The organism is Corynebacterium ulceribovis DSM 45146 (assembly GCF_000372445.1).
Taxonomy (GTDB): domain Bacteria; phylum Actinomycetota; class Actinomycetes; order Mycobacteriales; family Mycobacteriaceae; genus Corynebacterium; species Corynebacterium ulceribovis.
In genome coordinates, this window is sequence record NZ_AQUY01000001.1 from 878,141 (window position 1) to 899,389 (window position 21,249).

Sequence of the window (21,249 nt, forward strand, 5' to 3'; positions counted from 1 at the left end):
CCGTGAAATCACGCAATCTTACGTGGCTAGCCCTGGCAGTAATCGCACTTGCGATGCTGGCAGGGCTTAGCCTGGTTATCGGAGTCTCCGACACCAGCTCGGACATTCTGGCAATTTCCCGAGTCCCACGCACCGCCGCCGCCATCTTGGCCGGTGCCGCACTCGGAATCGCCGGAATGCTGATGCAACTTCTTGCCCAGAACCGATTCGTGGAACCTTCCACGGTCGGCACAACTGAATCTGCCACTTTGGGTCTGTTGGCAGTCAGTGTGCTTGCACCGTCGACCGCTATCGGCTGGAAAATGTTCGTTGCCGCAGCCACCGCCATGGCTGGTACTGCAGTGTTCCTGCTGGCTATTCGTTCCATTAAGCACCGCGGTGGCTTTACCGTTCCGCTGGTGGGCATCATGCTCGGCAGTGTTATCGGTGCCGTCACTACGTTTTATGCCTACCAATTCGACATGCTGCAATCGCTGAACGCGTGGACGCTTGGTTCTTTCGCTGGCACCATTCGTGGCCGCTATGAGTTGCTGTGGCTAGTTGCTCTCGCCCTTATCGTGGCGTACATCGCCGCGGATCGCTTCACCCTCGTTGGGCTAGGCGAGGCCTACGCAGTCAATGCTGGGCTGAACTACCGCCGAATGGAAGCGCTTGGCCTGGCGATTGTCGCAGCGGTGGCCGCTATCGTGGTCACCGTTGTCGGTTCCATCCCATTCCTTGGATTGGTCGTGCCCAACTTGGTGTCTTTATGGATGGGGGATAACGCCCGAAAGTCGCTGCCGTGGGTAGCACTATTCGGAGCAATTTTTACCTTGTCCTGCGACATCATCGGTCGCCTCATTCGCTACCCATTCGAAATGCCAGTCGGGACGGTCGTGGGTGTCGTGGGCGGCGCCATTTTCTTGACCATGCTGCTGAGGAGGAACCGTGCTCAAGTCTGATTCTCGTCCGCGGCTGCTCATTATTGTGGTGATGCTCGCCATTGCAGTGGCTCTTTCGGGCTTTTTCCTGTTCTGGGATCTGCCGAAGGCATGGCAGTTTATTCTGCCGCGCCGCGCCACCACGTTGGCTGGTTTGATTGTGGTTGCCATCGCGATTGGTGTGTCCACGGTGCTGTTCCAAACAGTCACCGCGAACCGCATTTTGACACCAAGCCTGATGGGCTACGACGCGCTGTATATTTTGATTCAGACCGTGCTGGTCTTCCTCTTCGGTGCATATGCGCTCGGTGGGAACGACATCGCCAGTTTTGCCATCAACACCGTACTGATGGTCGGATTCTCCTTGCTCCTGTTTGGCCTGGTGTTTGGCCGCGGCGGCACCGGCATCGACCTATTGCTGCTCATCGGCATTGTGGTCGGCGTGTTCTTCCGCACCCTCGCGTCGCTGCTGCAGCGGATGCTCGACCCGGGCGAGTACCAGGTCCTGCAGGATAGCTTCTTCGCCAAGTTCAGCTTTGTTAATAGTTCCCTGCTGTTGGTCACCTCGGTGCTCGTCGGCCTGTGCGTCCTGGTTGTTTGGCTTCGGCGTCAGCGTTATGACGTTATGCTGCTCGGTCGGGATTTATCCATCAACTTGGGGATCAACTGGCGCGGCGAGCTGATCCTAGTGCTGGTTATGGTCTCCATCATGGTCTCTGCCGCCACGGCATTGGTCGGTCCGGTGACCTTCTTCGGCCTGCTGGTAGCTAACTTGGCGTATCAGCTGATGGCTACTGATCGACATTCGTGGACATTGCCGGCTGCAGTACTCATCGGAGTGATTGCACTGGTGGGCGGTCAGATGATTTTGAAGACGGTCTTTTCCTTCGATACGTCCCTGTCGGTGATTATTGAATTCCTCGGCGGTTTGATGTTCTTGTATCTGCTACTTCGAAAGGGGGCTGGCGCACGATGATTGTCGTTGACCACGTCAGTAAATCCTTTGGCGACACCAAAGTTATTAAAGACGTTTCTCTGGAAATTCAGACCGGTGGCGTCACCTGTGTCATTGGCCCCAACGGTGCCGGAAAGTCCACCTTGCTGACAATGATGGCTAGGCTCTCGGCACCAGATACCGGAACTATTACCGTTGACGGCCTCGATGTACAGACCACCAAATCGGACCAGCTGTCGAAGCGGCTGGCGATTCTGCGGCAGCAAAACACCGTGGCAGTGCGGCTTACCGTCCGTGAACTCGTTGAGTTTGGCCGGTTCCCATACAGCCAGGGTCGGCTGACTGCTGAAGACAAAGTGCATGTCGACCAGTCGTTAGATTATCTCGACCTCACTGACCTACAGCACCGCTACCTAGACCAACTGTCCGGTGGGCAACGTCAACGTGCATTCGTCGCGATGGTGCTGGCGCAAGACACCGACGTCATCTTGCTGGACGAACCACTCAACAACCTGGACATCAAATATTCCGTCGCCATGATGGAGCTCGCCCGCAAAGCTGCCGATGAACTCGGCAAGACGATTGTCATCGTGATTCACGACATTAACTTTGCTGCGGCCTACTCCGACCGGATTCTGGCGATGAAAGATGGTGAAGTGGTCATCCATGACACCCCGTCGCAGGTCATGCGCCCGGCGGTGCTGTCGAGCCTCTACGACATGGAAATGGATGTTGCCGAAATCTCAGGCCGCTCCATCGCCATGTACTTTCGCCGCGGTACCGGCAAGCACCAAGCGTGGCACCGCGCCATGCCAGTGTGGGAGCCGGACTCGGAGTTTGATGCCGGTCCTGTGCACTTGGGAACGCCCAGCCCACGCGGCCGCTGCATCGGCGGCTAGCTGACAGTATGGCTACTGGCCGAGCAGTCGGACACCTTCCGGCGGCAAGCCCGCCACGTTCGCCAGTAGCTTGGCAAAAGCCTCAACATGCGGGCCGAGGTCCTCCGACTCCGCAGTCCAACTGGAACGCATCTCCAGCTGGTAGGCCTGCGGCGGGCCGCCAAGATCACCAAAACGCACCGACTGAGTGGCGGTGACGGTGCCGCCCAAAGAGCTAAATTCCGCGCCAGTGGTCTGCAACCCTTCGGTGAGCCACTGCCACGCTACCTGCGGCAACAACGGGTCTTCAGCGACTTGTGCATCCATATCCGCCTGGATGTATGCCACGAGGCGCATCGAACCGCGCCATGTCTCTTCGCCCTTTGGGTCGTGCAATAAAATCAGCCGACCAAAGGCGTCCCCGCCTGACGCATCTGTGGCGTCATCGTCTTGAGGTTGCGTGATCTCTAAACCAACCGCATACGAATATGGAGCCAAGCGTTGCGGCGGCCGGATCGGCCCGACGGAAATCTCCGGGCGGAGCCGCGCAGCGAGCATGGACTCAACAGCAGCGCTGAATGCTTCAGGGGTGGTGGCTTCAGAGGTAGTCACAACTTGGAAACCTAATCTCCAACCACGCCCATAGTGGGTAGGCGCGCCGGGGTCGAGATTATAGCGTTATCTGGGAATTAGGGCATGATGGAGCCATGACTCAACGACGTGATATCCCAGGCGCGCCACTAGTTGCGGCTCTTAACGGCCGGACCCCTTCCCGGCGCCCAGTATGGTTTATGCGCCAGGCTGGCCGGTCTCTGCCCGAATACCGTGAAATTCGCGCGAACGTGGGAATGCTGGAATCCTGCTTCAACTCGGAGCTGCTCGCCGAAATCACGTTGCAGCCAGTACGCCGCCACGACGTTGATGCCGCTATTTTGTTCTCTGACATCGTCGTTCCGCTGAAAGCTGCCGGACTTGGGATCGATATTGTTGCAGGCCGCGGCCCTGTCGTCGATAAGCCCATTGAAACTGAAGCGGACATTGACAACCTGCCGACCCTCACCGTCGATGGCATTCCGGAAGTCCAAGCCGGTATCGCCCAAATCTTGGGGGAACTGTCGGATACGCAGGCGTTGATTGGTTTTGCGGGCGCGCCATTTACGGTGGCTAGCTACCTGATTGAGGGCGGTCCGTCGAAGAATCATGAGAAGACCAAAGCCATGATGCTCGGCGCCCCTGAACTGTGGCACAAGCTGATGCGCCGACTGACCCCGACCATCATTGCCTTCCTGCAGGCACAGATTGATGCCGGTGTCGATGCAGTGCAGCTATTCGATTCCTGGGCTGGTTACCTCACCCGCCGCGACTACCGCCAGTATGTCCTGCCGTACTCCACGGAAATCATGGCCGCGGTTGACGGCCAGGTTCCGCGCATCCACTTTGGTGTGGGCACAGGCGAGCTGCTCGGTTCCATGGCGGAAGCCGGCACCGAATGCGTCGGCGTGGACTGGCGGGTACCGCTGGATGTGGCTGCCGCCCGGATTAACAATGAACTGGCCGTCGCTGAGCCGACCGGCGAGCGCACCAAGCACATCAAGGTGCTGCAGGGCAACCTGGACCCAGCGGTGTTCTTCGCCGGCCAGCATGTTGTCAATGCCGAAGTGGCACGCATTTGCCGGGAAGCGGACCGCTCCTTGGCCCGCGAGACAATTCGCGGCCACATCTTTAACCTGGGACATGGGGTCCTGCCAACCACAGACCCTGATGTCATCACCCGAACCGTGGAAGAAGTACACAAACTGTGACTACCGTCGCCATCGTCGGCGCAGGTATCAGCGGCCTAACTGCCGCCTGGTCCGTGCGCCGTGAATTGCCAGCAGCTCAAATCATCGTCTTTGAAGGAGAAGCGCAGGCAGGTGGCAAACTGCGCACAACCGACATGGCGACCGGACCGGTGGAAATCGGCGCGGAAGCGTGGCTCGCGGTGCGCCCTGAGATCACCGACCTAGTCCGCCGTTTGGACTTGTCTGACCATGTAGTCGAACCGTCGCAGGCTAGCTCGGCGCTGTACTGCAACGGTGCGCTCCATGACATGCCGAAGGCAACCTTGATGGGGATCCCGGCTTCGTCAGAGTCGGTGGCTGGCCTCGTGGACGCCGACACCGCTGCGAAAATTGACGCAGAAGGCGACCCAGCTAAGGCAATCCCGCTGCCGTGGGAACCGGGCGATGACATGCTCTTGGGCACCCTGATTCGGGAACGCCTCGGCCAGCAGGTTGTCGACCACATCGCGTCACCGCTCATCGGCGGGGTGTATTCAGCCCTGGCCGACGACTTGGGTGTGCGCGCTGCGGTACCGCAACTGGCTCAAGAACTCGACACGATGATTGCCGAAGGTGAACCTGCGTCAGTGACCGGGGCAGTGTCCCGAATTATTGCGCGCCGCCCAACGTTGCAACCCGGCGCCGGCCGAAAGGCAGTGTTCAACACCCTTAGTTGCGGTTATAGGGAGCTTATTGACGCTTTGATTGACCGCAGTGATGCAGAGGTGCGTTATGGCACTCGGGTGGAAGCGATTGCGCGGACCTCTGGTGGCTTCACCATCGAGTCGCGCCGCATCGACTCCGAGGGTGACCAAGTGGACCGCATCGATGTTGATGCTGTGGTTGTGGCGGCACCTGCTGATGCCACTGCGAAACTGCTCACTGAACTGAACGCTGACGCAGCTGAGATTATCGGTTCGGTGGATTTGGCTAGTTCCGCGGTAGTGGCGCTGCGCTACGACTCGGATGCGGGACTGCCGCAGCACTCTGGCATTTTGATTGCCGCAGACGCACCAGTAAAGGCGAAGGCCTTTACGTTCTCGTCGCGGAAGTGGCCACATTTGGGTGACCGTGGCGGTGCCATTGTGCGAGCTAGCTTTGGCCGGTTCAAGGACGACTGGGCGGTGCACCAGTCTGACGACGACCTAGTGGCGATGGCTGTTGCTGACTTGGAAACCATCACTGGGTTTGCGCAGGAGCCAGCAGAAACTCTGGTGCAGCGGTGGTGGGGTGGATTGCCTCGATATGGGGTTGGCCACAGCCGATTGATGGAGATCGCGAACGCAGAGTTGGCTGAGACTGAAGGTGTTGCCATTGCTGGGGCATTCATGTCTGGCGTTGGCGTGCCAGCTTGTTTGAATAGTGCCTACGCCGCTGCGGATAAAATCGTCGCTGACTTGCGGAAATAGTTTCTCAAGGGAGCTGGCGCAAATAGGGGGTAGGGTACTTCTAATTAGTTTCAGTTAGGGTAACCTTTGACCTATGGCAGAGCGTCTTGACTTCAAAAAGCTGAATGAAATGAAACGGTTCTCCTTGATCTCAGTCTTCAAGGCTGAGCAGGGAGCACTTGACGGAAACCGCGACGCGGCCGTCACTAACGCACGCGAGTTTTTCGCACAGTACGACGACGCCGATCTGGAGATCCGTGGTATCTACGACATCTCGGGTCTGCGCGCCGAAGCTGACTTCATGATCTGGGCCCACGCCGAAACCGCAGAAGAACTCCAGGAGTTCTACAAGGCATTCCTGCGCGAAACCACCCTGGGTCAAATCTCCATCTGCGAATGGTCCGAAATGTCGCTGCACCAGCCAGCGGAATTCAACCAGTCGCACCTGCCGTCCTTCATCATGGGCGAAGAACCAGGTGCTTGGCTGTGCGTCTACCCATTCATCCGGAGCTACGAGTGGTACCTCATGGAACCGAAGGAACGTCGCCGCATCCTCGCGGAGCACGGCGCGAACGCCCGAGACTTCCCAGACGTCCGTGCCAACACGGTGCCAGCCTTCGGCCTGGGCGACTACGAATGGATCCTGGCGTTTGAAGCGCCGGCCCCAGAACGCATTCTGGAGCTGATGTACAAGATGCGCTACACCGAAGCGCGCCTGCACGTGCGCGAAGAAGTCCCATTCTTCACCGGCCGCCGAGTCGCGGACATCGCCGAAATCATCACCACGCTGCCTTAACTAGCGCTGTTCCAGGCAAGCATGCCGCCTTGCAGGTTCCACCACGTCACCGTGGCTGGGGCCTGCTTTTTCAATTCCTGAATAGCCTTAGCCGACCGGACCCCAGAACGGCAGTGCACAACCACTTCAGACGCAGCCGCCAGCTCAGGCAACTGGTTGCTCACGCCAGCCCATCCCAACTGCTCAACTTGGCCCAACGGAACCTGAATACCACCCGGGATCGTACCGTCAGCAAGTTCTTCCGGCTCTCGAACATCAAGAATGAACGGCCGGGTACTACCATCACCATCGAACCGTTTCTGCAGCTCAGTGACAGTGATTTCTGCCGGCGGGGTCGCCGCTGCGCATACCTCAGCCAGTTCGGCCAAGCCCGTGACTTTCGGCCGGTCTGGGTCCGGCTTGAAAGACAGTGCTCGTTGCGTGTTTTCCAATACGTCAATAAGCAACAATTTGCCGACTGCAGGGGTGCCGACACCGGTGATGACTTTTAGGGCCTCCACGGCCATCGTTGAGCCGACGACGCCGACCATTGCGCCGAGGACACCACCGGCTGCGCAGTTCGGGACGGAATCTGCGGCTGGGATATCGGGGAAAAGATCACGCAGCATGGGGCCTTCGCCCGGCCAGAAAACAGAAACTTGGCCGGAGAACTGGGCGATGGTGCCCCAAATCAGTGGGGTACCGGTCAGCTCCGATGCATCGTTAGACAGGTAGCGGGTGGCGAAGTTATCGGCTCCGTCGAGCACCACATCATGGGCGGCGAAGAGCGCTTCGGCATTATCGACGCCGAGACGCTGCGGCACCACATCAATAGTGACATCTGGGTTCAGTGCTTGGGCGCGGGCCTGGGCAGACTCGGCCTTAAGCATGCCAATCGCATCCGTATCGTGGATGACTTGGCGCTGCAGATTAGACGCTTCAACGCGGTCATCGTCGACAATCGTGATGTGGCCAACCCCGGCGGCCGCCAAATACAAAATGGTCGGAGAGCCCAAACCACCGGCGCCAATGACCAGCACTTTGGCGTTGAGTAGTCGGCGCTGGCCTAGCGAACCTATTCCCGGCAAGGTGAGGTGGCGGGCGTAGCGGGCGGACTGCTCAGGGGTGAGCTCAGCACCTGGTGCAACAAGTGGCCTCACAGGCTGTCCGCCTCCCGGCTACCAGTGATAATGCCCTCGAAGCTGGAGCTTGCCTGTGCCAAGCGACGACGCGGAATCCGGCCAGCGTGGCGGGCAAGGTAACCTGCTTCGACCGCCCGGCGCATTGCAGTTGCCATCTGCTCTGGGTTGTGCGCGCGGGTGACCGCAGTAGCGAGCAGAACACCGTCGCAGCCGAGTTCCATCGCCTGCGCCGCTTCCGACGCGGTGCCGATCCCGGCGTCCAAAATGACTGGGACGTTCGCGCGGTCGACGATCAGCTCAATATTGTGCGGGTTCAAAATGCCGAGTCCAGTGCCAATTGGCGAACCAGCTGGCATAATCGCCGCGCAGCCAACATCTTCGAGGCGTTTAGCAAGTGCAGGGTCGTCATTGGTGTACACCATGACGGTGAAATCGTCCATGACCAGCTGCTCAGCGGCGGCTACAAGCTCTACTGGGTCAGGCAGCAGCGTGTCCTCATCGGCGATGACTTCCAGCTTGATCAGATTGGTTTCCAATGCCTCCCGGGCCAGCTGCGCAGTGAGCACCGCGTCCCGGGCGGTGTAGCAGCCGGCAGTATTTGGCAGCACCACAATATTGTTCCGGTTCAGCAGCTCAAAGAGATTCGTGCCGGTCGCCGGGGAATAGCGGCGCATTGCGACGGTGGTCAATTCGGTCCCCGAAGCAATGAGTGCGCGTTCCAGCGTGTCCATGGAGGACGCACCGCCGGTGCCCATAATCAGCCGGGAGGATAGCTCCAGCTCGCCAATTTTCAGTGCGACGTCAGTGGTCATGGTTAGCCTCCCTGAACAGCAGTGACAATATCGATGGCGCCAGCAACTGGCGTCGTGGCCCACTGTGAACGCGGCACAATCGCATCGTCGACAGCGACGGCGACCCCCAGCCGGGAACCATCGACAGGCTGACCGGCATCATCGAGCTCGCGGCCGGTGGTGGTAGCGACGAGGTCCTTAATTGTTTCGCCTTGGTGTGGCTGATAATCCGAACCGTTGACGGTAGTCATGGTTACACGCTTCCTTCTTGTGTCGTCATTGCTGGGGTAGAGAATCGGAGCGGGTTGATTGCCTGCGCAAACTCTGGGGCAATGGGTTCGTTAGTAATAATGTCTGCAGTTAGATCAGCGCCAATTGCGGTGAGCAATATTCCATGCCGGAAGAAACCACCGGAAAGCACCAGTCCATCGGCGATGTAGCCAATCAGCGGCACATCATCTGGGGAACCTGGTCGTGCCCGGGCCGTCATTTCGTAGATTTCGCAGTCCACCAGCCCTGGCACAATGCGCTGGCCATCGCGCAGCAGCTGGTACACACCTTCTGCAGACACTCCAGCGCAGGAATCTTCCCGGCTGGTGGCACCCAGCACAATAGTGCCGTCGGCGCGCGGCACGATATACACCGGCCGACCCTGCACCACACCGCGCACCACTCGTGTGACCAGCGGCTGCAGATGTTGCGGAACGCGAAGGCGCAGGACATCACCGTGCACAGGACGGATCGGCAGCTGCACGGCCTCTGGCATCCCGCCAATTTCTGGAATATCAACGCCGGCGGCGACCACAGTGACATCGGCAGACAGTTCGCGGCCAGACTCCAGCTGCACGCCGGTTACCCGGCCGTCAGACCAAGTGAGCTGTGTGACTTTGTCGTACACCATCGCGTCAGCAAGCACATGTACTAACGCCGCGCACAACGAACGCGGATTGATTTGGTGGTCGGACGGGACGTGCACCGCGCCGGAAATCTTCGGGCCTAACCCCGGCTCCAGCTGGCGGGCGGTTGTCGCGGTGACCATATCCACTGCCATACCCAAATCGGACTGCAGCGCCATCAACTCCCGCAGCGTGGTGCGGTCAGCACTATCGCCAGCCACGACGATCGTTTCCGTTTCCAGATACCCGACGTCCATCCTAGACTCGGCGACGATTTCCTCGGCGAAGCTACGGTAGCGGCGCCCCGACTCAATCATTAGTGGGTAGAGGCCTGGCTGGTCCCACACCACTTCGGTGATGGGGGCGAGCATCCCGGCCGCCGCATATGCTGCGCCAGAGCCCGGCTCTGGGTCCACGAGGGTGACACTCACACCGCGTTGCCGCAGCCGCCAAGCCGTAGCCAGGCCAATGACTCCGGCACCGATGACCAGTGCAGACTGTGGTGTGTGTTGGGCGTTGCCCATATGCAATCTCTCCCTCCGGCGGCATGACCCGCATCAGGTTCAAAGCGGTTGAGCAGTGCTCTCTCAGCCCGAAATAGGCACCCGCGGATTTCCTCTCACTAGTATAGGAGCCATGAATGCATCGTCACACCAGCCCTCCGACCTGCGCCGCACCCGAGCCGAGAAGCTCGCCGACGCCCGCCTGTACCTCTGCATTGATTCCCGCAGCGAACAAGGCGACCTTGAGGAGTTTCTGCACGCGGCTTACGAAGGTGGCGTAGACATTATTCAGCTGCGGGATAAAAGGATTGAGGCCCGCGCGGAAATTGCCGCGTTGGAGTTGCTTGGTGACGTTGCCCGGCAACACGATAAATTGTTTGCCGCCAATGACCGCGCAGATGTGTGCTTATTGACGGGAGCCGATGTCTTTCACGTTGGACAGAAAGACCTCACGTCGGAGCAAGTGCGCCGAGTACTTGGGCCAGACGTGCTACTCGGGCGGTCCAACAACTCGCTGGTGCAGTTCGCTGAATCCTATGCCGACCCGGAACTGGACTACGCCGTAATCGGGCCGGTGTGGGAGACCCCAACGAAGCCAGGGCGGCCTGCTGTTGGCCTTGACACCGTGCGAGCAGTCGCTGAGCATGTGGCCAATGTGGGCGGGGATAAACCATGGTGGGGCATCGGGGGAGTCAACGCCGACACCACCCCTGAGGTTATGGCTGCTGGTGCGCAGCGGATTGTGGTGGTGCGGGCAATTGCTGATGCCGCCGACCCAGAAGCCGCGGCTCGGGAACTAAAGAACCTGGTTGGTTAAGCCGCGACGTGACTACTCGGTGAGTACTCGGTGACTACTCGGCTGCGTCGAGCCGCAGACTAATCGAATTGATGCAATATCGAAGGTCAGTTGGGGTGTCGTAGCCTTCACCTTCGAAAACATGACCAAGGTGACTGTGGCAGTTTGCACACAGCACCTCTACGCGGCGCATGCCCAAGGAATTATCAACTCGTTCGATAACCCGATCGCCAGCGAGCGGGGAGAAAAAGGATGGCCAGCCGCAATGGCTATGGAACTTTTCTGCCGAGCGGAAAAGTTCGCTGCCGCACGCCCTACAGGAATAGACACCAACAGTTTCAGTGTCCGTGTATTCGCCGACATACGGCGGCTCGGTGCCAGCTTCTCGCAGCACATGGAACTCCTGTGGAGTCAGTCGTTCCCGCCACTGCGCGTCAGTGAGTTGTTGCCAGTTCTGTGGATTCGTCTCGTTGGTCGTCATGCCCCGAGTCTAGAGAATTCGTATCCGAGGCACGCCACCAAAACGTCATAAAGCACGAAACTGCAATCAGTAACACCCAGCCGACCGCAGGGGCCGCCCACCCAACCCACATTGACGTGATGCCAATGCGGTTGATGCGCGAGGACAAATCCAACAGGAAGAGCGCCGCAGCAACCCACGCCACAGGGTTATGGAACACCGACCGGCGCAGCACCACTGTGTAGAGCATCGGGAACAACAGCATGGAGTAGTACTGCTGGCCAAGTGACGACAGGGAAAACCCGGCAAGCAACAGCATCCCGGAGCTGGTCAATAGCCAGAACAATTCTTCCGTGTCGCGGTAGCGCAGCAGCAGGAGCAAGGTGGCCAGCACTAGGACCCCAACGACCACGCGCCAGAACAAAATCCAGCCTTCCGGCACCCCGAAATAGACGCCCTGCCCGGAAATCGAGGCATTCGAAAAGTCGCGGACTTCGCCGAGATACGGCAGCAGCTCCGTGAAATACCGGCTTGGCGCGACCATCAACCAGGCGCCGATGGCGTTGGACACGACAGTCAGTGCGCCGCCGGAAATAAAGGCTGGCCACCAGGTGCGCCACTTGATAAGCGGCAAGAAGTACAACACTAGAACCACGGGTTTGATGGTCAAACCGATGCCGAGCAGCAGACCGGCAAGCCATGGTCGATCCGCTCGGAGCAAGAGTAAATAGCCGGTGACCAGCAGAAACAATACACCGTTGATATTGCTGTAGATGAGCGTGTTCTGCACCGTTTCGGTGAGAAATACGGCAAGCAGGCCCAACGGCAAAGCGGGGCCCCGCCGTGAAAAGCCGACCGCCTTGGTCAATAACGCAATGCCGACGGCCACAGCCGCGGCGTTGACAATAATGAACAGCAGCCGCGCCGAATCGAAATCCGGTAGGTACGCCCACGGTGCCAGCAACAGTGTGCCGCCAGGGGAGTAGAGGTAGTGCGGATCGACGGTCCAGTACTGCTCGGTGTAAATCGGTTCGCCGTGGATGAACTTCTGCAGCGCATTCCACACGGTGGTGAAGTCATCGGTGACGGCGCCATTGACGGCATCGACGAAAATCAGGTGCAGCGCCACAGCAATGGCAAAGGGCCATGCCGCATAGGTCGCGATGCGGGCGGCCTGGGGCGGCATTGCCAGGGATGCAGGGCGGTCAATTGTCGATGTGGTGCTCACTGGGTCGAGGTTACCTGCTTGCAACTACTGACCTGACATAACACGGCGGTAGCGCAGAAAGAGCATGCCGGCATTATCGGAGCTGTGGTCTTCCAGAGTGAACTGGGAGTCCAAGGATGCTGAATTCCCGCTGAACGTACGGGTTTTGACTGGGTAATTGATGCGTGGGTCAATAGTCAGGTGCAGCACATCAATAGCCTGCGCGGCAAACGCCTGGGCGTAGACCGTTGGCCCGCCTTCGCACACCACTCGCTGAAACCCGTGGTCCTGCAAAGCTGAAATTGCGGCCGCCACACCTGGTTTTGGTGGGTGAATGACTTGCGCGCCTGCGTCCTGCAGGGCTTTGAGCTTATTGACGATGTCGGGCTCGGTAGGCACCGGCGTGACAATGATCGGTGGGGTGGCGGCCTCTGTGAAGAATGCGGACTGAGGATCGAGGCTGAGGTTGTGCGACAAGATGGCAATCGGAGGGTTCGACAGTTGGCCGCGGGAGCGCCGAAGCTCTCGAACATCCTGCGGGAAATGCACTGGGCCGTAGCTTTCCGCCACCACGGTGGTCGCACCGACCAAAATGACATCCGACCATTGGCGAAGACCCTGAAGCAGTGCTGCATCATTATCGTTGCCGAGCACATGCGACGAACCACCGATGCTGGCGACACCATTAATCGACTGGATAGCCACCGCACGGGTTTCCGGGGTAGTGGCCGGCAGTGTTGGGCCGATCAGCTTGTCCATATCAATCGTGTCCATCGTCAGTGCTCCTGCTTGTCGGGACCATGGCAGAAGTTGCCATGGGTGCAAAAGTGGTTAAAACCAAAAGTACCTGACAGCAAAATACAAAACCGCCCTCGGTGATAGGATCTCTTCTTCACCGAGGGCGGTACTCAGAGCGGATGACGGGATTCGAACCCGCGACCCTCACCTTGGCAAGGTGATGCGCTACCAGCTGCGCTACATCCGCACAATCAGCTTCGACATTCATCAAAGATGATTTGGTGCGCGATACTGGGATTGAACCAGTGACCTCTTCCGTGTCAGGGAAGCGCTCTCCCGCTGAGCTAATCGCGCTTGGAGCCGTAAGGCTTTGAGGTGGAAACGGGAATCGAACCCGTGTGCACGGTTTTGCAGACCGTTGCCTCACCACTCGGCCATTCCACCGTGGCGTTTCCGCCTCTGCGGCTTTCTCAAGTTATACCCGAAGGTGATAACTATTCAAAAACCAGAGCGGATGACGGGATTCGAACCCGCGACCCTCACCTTGGCAAGGTGATGCGCTACCAGCTGCGCTACATCCGCATGCACCGTGCTTCTTGGCTGTGCCGTTTGCTTGGTGCGAGAACAAACATTAGCCGGACACTTCCAATAAACACAAATCTGCAGGTAGCTCCGCAAAACTGAGGTGAGTAGTTGGCCGCGAATGTGACGCTAAATTACATCGATGGGGTTTAGTGGTGCTTCGAGAATGGCCCGAGAATGGTCCGAGAATGGTCCGCATGGGTGAGTGGGTCACCCAAATCGTCAATAAGCCCCTAAGTCCTAACCCTCATTGGCCCCCTCATCGGCCCGGCGGTGGTCGCACACCTCGTGCACAAGGGTGCGGAAGGAAAAGTGCTCAGAGCTGTGCGATTAGGTGAAACTCTGTGGACCGTGCTAACTTTTCATCTCGTTGCGGTCCCATAGCTCAGTGGGAGAGCGTTCCGTTCACACCGGAAAGGTCGCTGGTTCAATCCCAGCTGGGACCACCACGACGAACCCAAGGTTAAGCATGACAGTGCTGTGCCTTGGGTTCTTTGCGTTGTCTGGACTGTGGCGTACAGTTTTTAGTGAAACTGCAGGTTAGCGCTAGCGGAGCTGATGCCCAGCACCCCCGAAAACCCCGAGTAATCAACAGCGGGGAACTTTTCGCAACTGGCCTCCGACTACTTATGTGATCCGCAATCGTCGGGTCTTTACCGAAAGAAGGAAGATTGATGACTCAACGCTGTCGGGTGGCAATGAACAATATCGCCGCCCTGTTGGCAGTCAGCATCTTGACCGTGATGTCAATGGTGTTGGTGATGCCTGAAGCTCAGGCGCACGACTCTGTCATTAAGTCAGTACCCACTGATGGCGGCCATGTTGATGAGTTCCCTCGCACTATTGAAATGACTTTCTCGGGCATTCCGAAGGAAACCTACAACACCGTTGCCATCACCCATGAGCAAACCGGAACCGTCGTCTACAGCGGCGAACCGGAGCTGGAAAACCAGCAGGTGCGGATTGCGATTCCCGAAGGAACTGAAACCCCAGACGGAAACTACATCGTCGGGTTTCAAATCACCTCCTCAGACGGTCACTCCACACGCGGGAAAATCGGTTTCTCGGTCGGAGACGAAGTAGTGGTCACTGCCGATGAACCTGACACTGAGACCGAATCCAGCAACATGCCATTCATTATCGCCGCTGGCATTGGATTCGCAGTCATCGCTATTGGAGCCATCATCTTCCTCAGCCGAAAGGAACAATCGAATGATTAACCACCGCCGCGCCCTAGCCGCCGTTTTCGCTGCAGCTGCCCTGACCATCACCGGTTGCACCAACAGCGAAGAGGCTTCCGACAAGGCCAACGACGCATCGACCTCTGCAACCACCGGTGCATCCGAGGCTTCGTCGGAAGCAACAGCGTCCGAAATGACGCTGGAAGGCGCATACTGCAAGGCAAAGGGTAAAGGTAACCCAGATGCTGCCACCCCTAAGGAAAAGCAGATGATGACCGGCTGCTTCGGCACCCTGAAAAACGGCACCGACAAGGAAATGACCTTGAAGGACTTCTCGGTTGAAGGCCTGCCAGAAGGCGCAGTCCTGGAGCTGCACGAAACCATCGACGGCACCATGACCCACAAGCCAGAAGGCTTCACCATCCCTGCAGGCGAAAGCCACGAAATGAAGCCAGGCGGCGACCACATGATGCTGATGAAGATCAAGGATGAGATCCCAGCCGGTGACAGCTTGAAGTTCACCCTGAAGTTCGCTGACGGCACCGAACATCAGGTTGACATCCCAGTTCGTGAGCAGGCATCCGGTGAGGAAAACTACGGCGAAGACGGCAGCCTGCAGCAGGACACCGGCATGGATGAACACGCCGGCCACAACCACTAGTTAACCGAACGCTAGTTATTTGATCTAAGGAGAGCGTGTAACACCCATGAGCGACAAGCTTCGTCGACGTACCTTCCTCACTGCTGCCGGTGCAGCAGGAATCAGCGCAGGAGCAGTGTCGCTTTCTGCATGCTCCTCCGACGACGACCCGCAAGCCGCCGCCGACAAAAAGCAGCCCCTAGTGGAGGCACGCGTCGACTTCGACGGCCCCCACCAGGCCGGCATCGCCACCCCGGCGCAAGCTCGACTATGGCTCATCGGCCTGAACCTGAAAAAGGATGTCGACCGAGAAGGCATCATTCGACTGATGCGCCTGTGGACCGACGACGCCCGCCGGATGACCCAGGGTGGCGCCGGCCTGGCTGACCTGGAATGGGAACTGCTGGAATCAACTGCCAGCTTGACCACCACCGTCGGTTTCGGTCGCGGTCTACTGAAAAAGGCCGGCCTGGAATACCAAGCACCGGAATGGCTCAAACCACTGCCGGAATACAGCCGAGATGAATTGGATGAAAAATGGGGTGAGACTGACCTCTGCCTCCAAATCTGCTGTGATGATTCCCTGACCCTGTCTCACGCTGCCCGCTACCTCCTTAAAGGTGGCGCTCGGTATGTGGACATTAAATGGGTACAGGAAGGCTTTTTGAACGCGAATGGTTCCTTTGAAAAGGGGCACACTCCGCGCAATAAGTTCGGCCAGCTCGACGGGACCATTAACCCACGTTCCGAAGAAGAACTTGACGACATCGTCTGGATTAATGATGGGCCAGACTGGCTCAAGGGCGGCACAGCAATGGTGGTGCGGCGCATCGAAATGGACCTCGACGGCTGGGATGTGCTCGACCGGGCATCTCGGGAAACCGTGATTGGCCGCACCTTGGACACCGGTGCGCCCCTGACCGGTGAAAATGAGTACGACAAGCCGGATATGGAAGCCCGAGACAAATACGGTCTGCCAGTCATCGACCGCAATAGCCACATGGCGCTATCGATGCCAGCAGATGGAAAGCCGAATGAGAAGCTGCTGCGCCGAGTCTACAACTATGATTTGCCGCCGCAGCCGGGCCATCGCTTCACCTCCAACACCGGGCTGGTGTTCATTTGCTTCCAGCAAGACCCGCTGGCGCAATTCGACCCGATTCAGCAGCGTCTGGACAAGTCCGACCGGCTTAACCAGTGGATTTTCCATATTGGTTCTGCGGTGTACGCCATTCCGGCGGGCACTGGCCCCGAAGAATACTGGGGCCAGAAACTACTGGAGTCGTAGCAGTAGTAGGGTATAGGGGTCCATGGCAGCTACCAGGTATGTAGCCGCCATCCGATCAGCCAAGGAGCTATCAAAAGTGTCGACACCAACCGCCCTAGAATCCTTCATTGTGCCTGCTGGCGAAGCCGCAGGCGCAGTGATGCGTGACCTAGATTTGCCTAATAAGGGCCCAGAAGCCATCGTCTGCGTTCAGGACCCAGAAGGTGAACTCAAGGACCTGTCGTGGGTACCAACCCAAGACACCAAGGTCACCGCAATTCCAGCTAATACGGAAGCTGGCCGTGGAGTGATTCGACACTCCGCCACCCACGTCATGGCCCAGGCCGTGCAAGCCGAATTCCCGGGCACCAAGCTCGGCATCGGTCCTGCTATCGACGACGGTTTCTACTACGACTTCGGAACCGATCACGCCTTCACCCCAGAAGACCTCGCCCGCATTGAAAAGCGGATGAAGAAGATCATCAAGTCGGGGCAGAAGTTCGAACGCATTGCATGGGAGTCCTTGGATCAGGCCCGCGAGGCACTGAAAGACGAGCCGTACAAGCTGCAGATCATCGACGACAAGTCCAAGGGCACTGTCCTGGATGAAGATGCAGATGTCGACGCCACCGGCGAGCTGACCGCCTACAACAACGTCAACCCGCGTACCGGCGAGGTGGAATGGTTCGACCTGTGCCGTGGCCCTCACGTGCCAACCACTCGCTACATCCCAGCTGTGACCTTGACTCGGTCGTCTGCCGCCTACTGGCGCGGAGACCAGAACAACGACGACATGCAGCGCATTTACGGCACCGCATGGGAGTCGAAGGAAGCGCTGGCTGAGTACGAAGAGATGATGGCGGAAGCTGAACGCCGCGACCACCGCCGTCTAGGCGCAGAGCTTGACCTATTCAGCTTCCCGGATGAAATTGGCTCCGGCTTCCCAGTCTTCCACGCCAATGGCGGCATTATTCGCCTGGAGATGGAAAACCACTCCCGCCGCCGCCACGTCGAAGCTGGCTACGAGTTCATTTACACTCCGCACATCACCAAGGGCGACCTGTTCAAGCAGTCTGGTCACCTGGACTTCTACGCCGATGGCATGTTCCCTCCGATGCAGCTCGACGGCGAAACTGACGCAGAAGGCAATGTCACCAAGCAGGCGCAGGACTACTACGCCAAGCCAATGAACTGCCCAATGCACAACCTGGTGTACTCCTCCCGCGGCCGCTCCTACCGCGAACTGCCGCTGCGACTGTTCGAGATGGGCACGGTGTACCGCTATGAGAAGTCCGGTGTGATTCACGGTCTGACCCGTGCTCGTGGCTTCACCCAGGACGATGCCCACATCTACTGCACCGAAGACCAGCTCGAAGACGAACTGACCGGCGTGCTGGACTTCATCATTTCCCTGCTGCGCGACTACGGTCTGGACGACTTCTACCTAGAACTGTCCACGAAGGACCCGAAGAAGTTCGTCGGCTCGGATGAGATTTGGGAGCGTTCGACCAGCATCCTGCAGCGCGTTGCCGACGCCTCTGGCCTCGACTTGGTGCCAGACCCAGGCGGAGCTGCGTTCTACGGCCCGAAGATTTCGGTTCAGGCAAAGGACGCCATCGGCCGTACCTGGCAGATGTCGACGGTGCAGTTGGACTTCAACCTGCCGGAGCGTTTCGAGCTGGAGTACACCGCACCAGATGGCACTAAGCAGCGCCCAATTATGATTCACCGCGCGCTGTTTGGCTCTATTGAGCGGTTCTTTGGCGTGCTCACTGAGCACTACGCCGGCGCGTTCCCAGCATGGCTGGCACCTAAGCAGGTCGTCGGTATTCCAGTGGCGGATGATTTCGCACCGCACCTGGAAGACTTCACCGCCAAGCTGAAGGCCAATGGTATTCGCGCATCGGTTGATGAATCCGATGACCGGATGCAGAAGAAGATTCGAACCCACACCACCTTGAAGGTGCCGTTTATGGTGCTGGCCGGTGCCCGCGACGTGGAGGCAGGGGCCGTGTCCTTCCGCTTCCTGGACGGCACCCAGATTAACGGCGTACCAGTTGACGAGGCCGTGAGCTTGGTGACGGAGTGGGTCCGCGAACGCATCAATGACCAACCTAATGAGGTCAACGTTGCAGCACGGCGCGCCTAGCGAGTACGAAGACAACGGTGTCGGGGAGCAGGGTCGCCTAGAGCGGCTCTGGGCCCCCTTCCGGTCTGCTTACATCACAAATAAGGACAACAGGACCGCGGAACCTTTCGTCGACGCCCCAAAGCGCAGCGACGAGGACGCGCTCATTGTGGCGCGCGGTGAGCTGGTCTACTGCATTTTGAACCTGTTTCCGTACAACAGTGGCCACATGATGGTGGTGCCGTATCGGAAAGTTGGGTTGTTGGAAGACCTGACTGCCGCTGAGTCCGCGGAGCTGATGGCGTTTGCGCAGCAGGCGATCCGGACTTTGAAGCGAGTCTCGAACCCGCATGGCATTAATGTTGGGTTTAATCTAGGTAATGGCTCGGGTGGTTCGGTCCGTGACCATCTGCATATGCATGTGGTGCCACGCTGGTCGGGCGACGCGAATTTCATTACCGTTATCGACGAAACGAAGGTATTGCCGCAGTTGTTGCGGGATACTCGTCGCCTGTTGGCAGAAGCCTGGGAGGAAAGTTAGTTGTGTTGAGTTTGCACGGCCGGGGGGCGGCAGCGAAGATTGTCGAGCCAGTGGCCCGGACTGTGAACAAGCTGGGTATTAGCCCCAACACAATGACCCTCCTGGGGGCGACCATTTCGGTTGCCTTGGCCGTCACGCTGATTCCTACCGGCCATCTCGTGTGGGCGGCAGTGCTCTGTGGTCTGTTCACCGCACTGGACATGGTCGATGGCACGATGGCCCGGCTGCGTGGTGGCGGCACGAAATTCGGCGCGGTCCTAGACGCCTCGTGTGACCGGCTCACAGACGGCGCACTACTGGCCAGTATTGCGTGGTGGCTCATGTTCACCTACCAGCCGCACCCATCATTGCTGGCCGCCTGCGGTATCGCACTTATCGGTTCCCAGGTCACCTCCTACGTCAAGGCCCGCGCCGAGGCATCCAGTTTGACGGTTGACGGCGGCCTCGTCGAACGACCAGAACGCCTCATCATCGCCCTGGTTGGCTTGGGTTTGCAGGGTTTTGGCGTGCCCTATGCCATTGACATCGCGCTGTGGCTGCTTGCGGCAGGTTCGGTTGTCACCGTCGCGCAGCGCCTGTGGCAAGTGCATGCACAGCCAGAGGCCCGCGCTTTTATTGCCGCCCCAGCTGGTGCCCGCACTTTTCAGCACCCCGTACCTGACCAGGATTGATGCCGATGAATTGGTCTGAGCGTCTTGCCGCCGCCGGGTATATCGCGGGTTGGAAAGTGGTGGGGAAGTTGCCGCCCGGCCCCGTCAATAAGCTCGCAGCTTTGGCCGCAACAAAACTCTCCGGTGACGGCGCCGGACCTGCCCAACTGCGCAGTAACCTGGCGCGGGTAGTGGGATGTGAGCCGTCCGCGGTCCCCAATGCGTTGGTTGCGCAGTCCATGCGCAGTTACGCCCGGTATTGGGTGGAGGCATTCCGCTTGCCGACGCTTACGTCCTCCGCGAACTACCCGCAGCTCATTGCGGCTTTGACGGCGAATACGCATGGGCAGCAGTATCTTCGCCAGTCTGTGGCCGCTGGGCGGGGTGTGGTGCTGGTGCTGCCACATTCAGGCAACTGGGATATGGCCGGGGTGTGGTGTGTTAGCCAATATGGTCAGTTCACCACGGTGGCGGAGCGACTAAAACCTGCGCATCTTTATGACGCGTTTGTCGAGTATCGTCAGTCGCTGGGGTTTGAAGTGTTGCCGCTGACCGGTGGTGTTGCCCCTTATGCGCGACTGCGAGAAGTCGTGGCGTCTGGCGGCATTGTGTGCTTGATGGGGGAGCGGGACCTGCGGGCGCGGGGTGTGGAAGTGGACTTTTTCGGAGAGAAAACCCGGATGCCCGCCGGCGCGGCAAAGTTGGCGCAAGATACTGGCTGCGCGCTGCACACGGTGCATTTGTGGTACACCGCGAATGGTTGGGGGCAATCCATTTCCGAGCCGTTGCCGACCGAGCGTCCGCTGCCCGAACTTGTGCAGCACATTGCGGACAATTTCGCAGCTGGCATCGCAGCGCACCCTGCGGACTGGCATATGCTGCAACCGCAGTGGCTGGCAGATTTGCCGCAGACGCACCTAGCGCATATCAACCGCGGCAACATTGACGGTGCTGAGGCAGACGGTGCTGAGGCAGCTGAGACCTAGATGAC

Annotated in this window: 22 protein-coding genes, 5 tRNA genes and 1 riboswitch; of the genes, 15 read left to right on the top strand and 12 right to left on the bottom strand. The window is 58.8% G+C overall.

The genetic code is table 11. The features are described 5' to 3' along the window. Window positions 1–2: 2 nt before the first annotated feature. From A3EC_RS0104035 to A3EC_RS0104045, 3 genes are read left to right on the top strand one after another with little or no spacing between them, the layout of a single operon-like run. Window positions 3–941: an ABC transporter permease gene (locus A3EC_RS0104035; RefSeq protein WP_040427911.1), complete on the top strand. Its 939-nt coding sequence runs from the start codon at window positions 3–5 to the stop codon at window positions 939–941. Further along, window positions 928–1,896 (top strand): iron chelate uptake ABC transporter family permease subunit, encoded by a 969-nt coding sequence (locus A3EC_RS0104040; protein ID WP_018023893.1) that lies wholly within the window; start codon window positions 928–930, stop codon window positions 1,894–1,896. The genes A3EC_RS0104035 and A3EC_RS0104040 overlap by 14 nt, the downstream gene beginning before the upstream one ends. Continuing rightward, complete coding sequence (locus A3EC_RS0104045) at window positions 1,893–2,774, top strand: ATP-binding cassette domain-containing protein (protein ID WP_018023894.1); 882 nt, start codon at window positions 1,893–1,895, stop codon at window positions 2,772–2,774. The genes A3EC_RS0104040 and A3EC_RS0104045 overlap by 4 nt, the downstream gene beginning before the upstream one ends. A gap of 12 nt (window positions 2,775–2,786) precedes the next feature. Here the strand turns inward: A3EC_RS0104045 and A3EC_RS0104050 are convergent, their stop codons facing one another. Beyond that, complete coding sequence (locus tag A3EC_RS0104050) at window positions 2,787–3,365, bottom strand: DUF3000 domain-containing protein (protein WP_018023895.1); 579 nt, start codon at window positions 3,363–3,365, stop codon at window positions 2,787–2,789. A gap of 95 nt (window positions 3,366–3,460) precedes the next feature. Here A3EC_RS0104050 and hemE point away from each other — a divergent pair, with 95 nt between their 5' ends. The 3 genes from hemE to hemQ all read left to right on the top strand — a co-directional run bounded on the left by hemE (window position 3,461) and on the right by hemQ (window position 6,757). After that, complete coding sequence (hemE, locus tag A3EC_RS0104055) at window positions 3,461–4,555, top strand: uroporphyrinogen decarboxylase (RefSeq protein ID WP_026162185.1); 1,095 nt, start codon at window positions 3,461–3,463, stop codon at window positions 4,553–4,555. Next, window positions 4,552–5,982: a protoporphyrinogen oxidase gene (gene hemG, locus A3EC_RS0104060; protein WP_018023897.1), complete on the top strand. Its 1,431-nt coding sequence runs from the start codon at window positions 4,552–4,554 to the stop codon at window positions 5,980–5,982. Before hemE ends, hemG begins: the two co-directional genes overlap by 4 nt. Before the next feature lie 73 nt (window positions 5,983–6,055). Continuing rightward, window positions 6,056–6,757, top strand: a complete 702-nt coding sequence (gene hemQ / locus A3EC_RS0104065) for a hydrogen peroxide-dependent heme synthase (protein ID WP_018023898.1) — start codon at window positions 6,056–6,058, stop codon at window positions 6,755–6,757. On the opposite strand, the gene A3EC_RS0104070 is transcribed toward hemQ, so the two are convergent. From A3EC_RS0104070 to thiO, 4 genes are all read right to left on the bottom strand, one after another. Beyond that, entirely contained in the window at window positions 6,754–7,896 is a 1,143-nt protein-coding gene (locus A3EC_RS0104070; protein WP_018023899.1) for a ThiF family adenylyltransferase, read from the bottom strand. The two genes, hemQ and A3EC_RS0104070, sit on opposite strands and share 4 nt — an antisense overlap. Continuing rightward, window positions 7,893–8,690, bottom strand: coding sequence for a thiazole synthase (locus A3EC_RS0104075; protein WP_018023900.1), 798 nt, complete (start codon window positions 8,688–8,690; stop codon window positions 7,893–7,895). The genes A3EC_RS0104070 and A3EC_RS0104075 overlap by 4 nt, the downstream gene beginning before the upstream one ends. Window positions 8,691–8,692: 2 nt before the next feature. Continuing rightward, a complete protein-coding gene (thiS, locus tag A3EC_RS0104080) occupies window positions 8,693–8,920 on the bottom strand; it encodes a sulfur carrier protein ThiS (RefSeq protein ID WP_018023901.1) in 228 nt (75 codons plus the stop codon). A gap of 2 nt (window positions 8,921–8,922) precedes the next feature. Beyond that, window positions 8,923–10,089 carry a glycine oxidase ThiO gene (gene thiO / locus A3EC_RS0104085; RefSeq protein WP_018023902.1) on the bottom strand — a complete coding sequence of 389 codons (1,167 nt, stop codon included), beginning with the start codon at window positions 10,087–10,089 and terminating at the stop codon, window positions 8,923–8,925. Next, a riboswitch (TPP riboswitch) is annotated at window positions 10,082–10,184 on the bottom strand. It overlaps the preceding gene by 8 nt. Before the next feature lie 17 nt (window positions 10,185–10,201). Here thiO and thiE point away from each other — a divergent pair. Continuing rightward, entirely contained in the window at window positions 10,202–10,885 is a 684-nt protein-coding gene (thiE, locus tag A3EC_RS0104090; RefSeq protein ID WP_018023903.1) for a thiamine phosphate synthase, read from the top strand. A gap of 34 nt (window positions 10,886–10,919) precedes the next feature. Here thiE and msrB read toward each other — a convergent pair whose 3' ends face one another. The 7 genes from msrB to A3EC_RS0104125 form a co-directional block, all read right to left on the bottom strand. Then, window positions 10,920–11,345: a peptide-methionine (R)-S-oxide reductase MsrB gene (msrB, locus tag A3EC_RS0104095; protein ID WP_026162187.1), complete on the bottom strand. Its 426-nt coding sequence runs from the start codon at window positions 11,343–11,345 to the stop codon at window positions 10,920–10,922. Further along, window positions 11,299–12,552, bottom strand: a complete 1,254-nt coding sequence (locus tag A3EC_RS11310) for a glycosyltransferase family 87 protein (protein ID WP_018023905.1) — start codon at window positions 12,550–12,552, stop codon at window positions 11,299–11,301. The genes msrB and A3EC_RS11310 overlap by 47 nt, the downstream gene beginning before the upstream one ends. Window positions 12,553–12,576: 24 nt before the next feature. Then, entirely contained in the window at window positions 12,577–13,305 is a 729-nt protein-coding gene (locus tag A3EC_RS0104105; RefSeq protein ID WP_018023906.1) for a pyrimidine reductase family protein, read from the bottom strand. 138 nt (window positions 13,306–13,443) lie between these two features. Next, a tRNA-Gly gene (locus tag A3EC_RS0104110) sits at window positions 13,444–13,516 on the bottom strand. Between the two features lie 32 nt (window positions 13,517–13,548). Next, window positions 13,549–13,623, bottom strand: a tRNA-Val gene (locus A3EC_RS0104115). Between the two features lie 19 nt (window positions 13,624–13,642). Next, window positions 13,643–13,713 (bottom strand) — tRNA-Cys (locus A3EC_RS0104120). Between the two features lie 65 nt (window positions 13,714–13,778). Then, window positions 13,779–13,851 (bottom strand) — tRNA-Gly (locus A3EC_RS0104125). 374 nt (window positions 13,852–14,225) lie between these two features. Between A3EC_RS0104125 and A3EC_RS0104130 the strand changes: the two genes are divergently transcribed. The 8 genes from A3EC_RS0104130 to A3EC_RS0104165 all read left to right on the top strand — a co-directional run bounded on the left by A3EC_RS0104130 (window position 14,226) and on the right by A3EC_RS0104165 (window position 21,244). Next, window positions 14,226–14,300 (top strand) — tRNA-Val (locus A3EC_RS0104130). A 225-nt stretch (window positions 14,301–14,525) separates the two neighbouring features. Continuing rightward, the gene (locus tag A3EC_RS0104135) at window positions 14,526–15,071 is read left to right on the top strand and encodes a copper resistance CopC family protein (RefSeq protein ID WP_083879941.1); all 546 of its coding nucleotides are present in this window, start codon (window positions 14,526–14,528) and stop codon (window positions 15,069–15,071) included. After that, on the top strand, window positions 15,064–15,693 hold the full coding sequence (locus A3EC_RS0104140; protein ID WP_018023908.1) for a copper chaperone PCu(A)C: 630 nt from the start codon (window positions 15,064–15,066) through the stop codon (window positions 15,691–15,693). The genes A3EC_RS0104135 and A3EC_RS0104140 overlap by 8 nt, the downstream gene beginning before the upstream one ends. A 46-nt stretch (window positions 15,694–15,739) precedes the next feature. Further along, window positions 15,740–16,960: a Dyp-type peroxidase gene (locus tag A3EC_RS0104145; protein ID WP_018023909.1), complete on the top strand. Its 1,221-nt coding sequence runs from the start codon at window positions 15,740–15,742 to the stop codon at window positions 16,958–16,960. Window positions 16,961–17,099: 139 nt separating this feature from the next. Then, the gene (gene thrS, locus A3EC_RS0104150) at window positions 17,100–19,088 is read left to right on the top strand and encodes a threonine--tRNA ligase (RefSeq protein WP_245532946.1); all 1,989 of its coding nucleotides are present in this window, start codon (window positions 17,100–17,102) and stop codon (window positions 19,086–19,088) included. Further along, on the top strand, window positions 19,057–19,608 hold the full coding sequence (locus tag A3EC_RS0104155) for an ATP adenylyltransferase (protein ID WP_051060985.1): 552 nt from the start codon (window positions 19,057–19,059) through the stop codon (window positions 19,606–19,608). Before thrS ends, A3EC_RS0104155 begins: the two co-directional genes overlap by 32 nt. 2 nt (window positions 19,609–19,610) lie before the next feature. Further along, entirely contained in the window at window positions 19,611–20,279 is a 669-nt protein-coding gene (pgsA, locus tag A3EC_RS0104160) for a phosphatidylinositol phosphate synthase (protein ID WP_018023912.1), read from the top strand. Beyond that, window positions 20,279–21,244, top strand: coding sequence for a phosphatidylinositol mannoside acyltransferase (locus A3EC_RS0104165; protein ID WP_018023913.1), 966 nt, complete (start codon window positions 20,279–20,281; stop codon window positions 21,242–21,244). Before pgsA ends, A3EC_RS0104165 begins: the two co-directional genes overlap by 1 nt. The last annotated feature ends 5 nt before the right edge of the window (window positions 21,245–21,249 follow it).

Excerpts from the sequence above, each read along its gene's own strand:
- A3EC_RS0104045 (WP_018023894.1), top strand. The coding sequence starts at position 1,893 with ATGATTGTCGTTGACCACGTCAGTAAATCCTTTGGCGACACCAAAGTT.
- hemE (WP_026162185.1), top strand. The coding sequence starts at position 3,461 with ATGACTCAACGACGTGATATCCCAGGCGCGCCACTAGTTGCGGCTCTT.
- hemQ (WP_018023898.1), top strand. The coding sequence starts at position 6,056 with ATGGCAGAGCGTCTTGACTTCAAAAAGCTGAATGAAATGAAACGGTTC.
- A3EC_RS0104075 (WP_018023900.1), bottom strand. The coding sequence starts at position 8,690 with ATGACCACTGACGTCGCACTGAAAATTGGCGAGCTGGAGCTATCCTCC.
- thiS (WP_018023901.1), bottom strand. The coding sequence starts at position 8,920 with ATGACTACCGTCAACGGTTCGGATTATCAGCCACACCAAGGCGAAACA.
- thiO (WP_018023902.1), bottom strand. The coding sequence starts at position 10,089 with ATGGGCAACGCCCAACACACACCACAGTCTGCACTGGTCATCGGTGCC.
- thiE (WP_018023903.1), top strand. The coding sequence starts at position 10,202 with ATGAATGCATCGTCACACCAGCCCTCCGACCTGCGCCGCACCCGAGCC.
- msrB (WP_026162187.1), bottom strand. The coding sequence starts at position 11,345 with ATGACGACCAACGAGACGAATCCACAGAACTGGCAACAACTCACTGAC.
- A3EC_RS0104105 (WP_018023906.1), bottom strand. The coding sequence starts at position 13,305 with ATGGACACGATTGATATGGACAAGCTGATCGGCCCAACACTGCCGGCC.
- A3EC_RS0104135 (WP_083879941.1), top strand. The coding sequence starts at position 14,526 with ATGACTCAACGCTGTCGGGTGGCAATGAACAATATCGCCGCCCTGTTG.
- A3EC_RS0104140 (WP_018023908.1), top strand. The coding sequence starts at position 15,064 with ATGATTAACCACCGCCGCGCCCTAGCCGCCGTTTTCGCTGCAGCTGCC.
- A3EC_RS0104145 (WP_018023909.1), top strand. The coding sequence starts at position 15,740 with ATGAGCGACAAGCTTCGTCGACGTACCTTCCTCACTGCTGCCGGTGCA.
- thrS (WP_245532946.1), top strand. The coding sequence starts at position 17,100 with ATGCGTGACCTAGATTTGCCTAATAAGGGCCCAGAAGCCATCGTCTGC.
- A3EC_RS0104155 (WP_051060985.1), top strand. The coding sequence starts at position 19,057 with ATGAGGTCAACGTTGCAGCACGGCGCGCCTAGCGAGTACGAAGACAAC.
- A3EC_RS0104165 (WP_018023913.1), top strand. The coding sequence starts at position 20,279 with ATGCCGATGAATTGGTCTGAGCGTCTTGCCGCCGCCGGGTATATCGCG.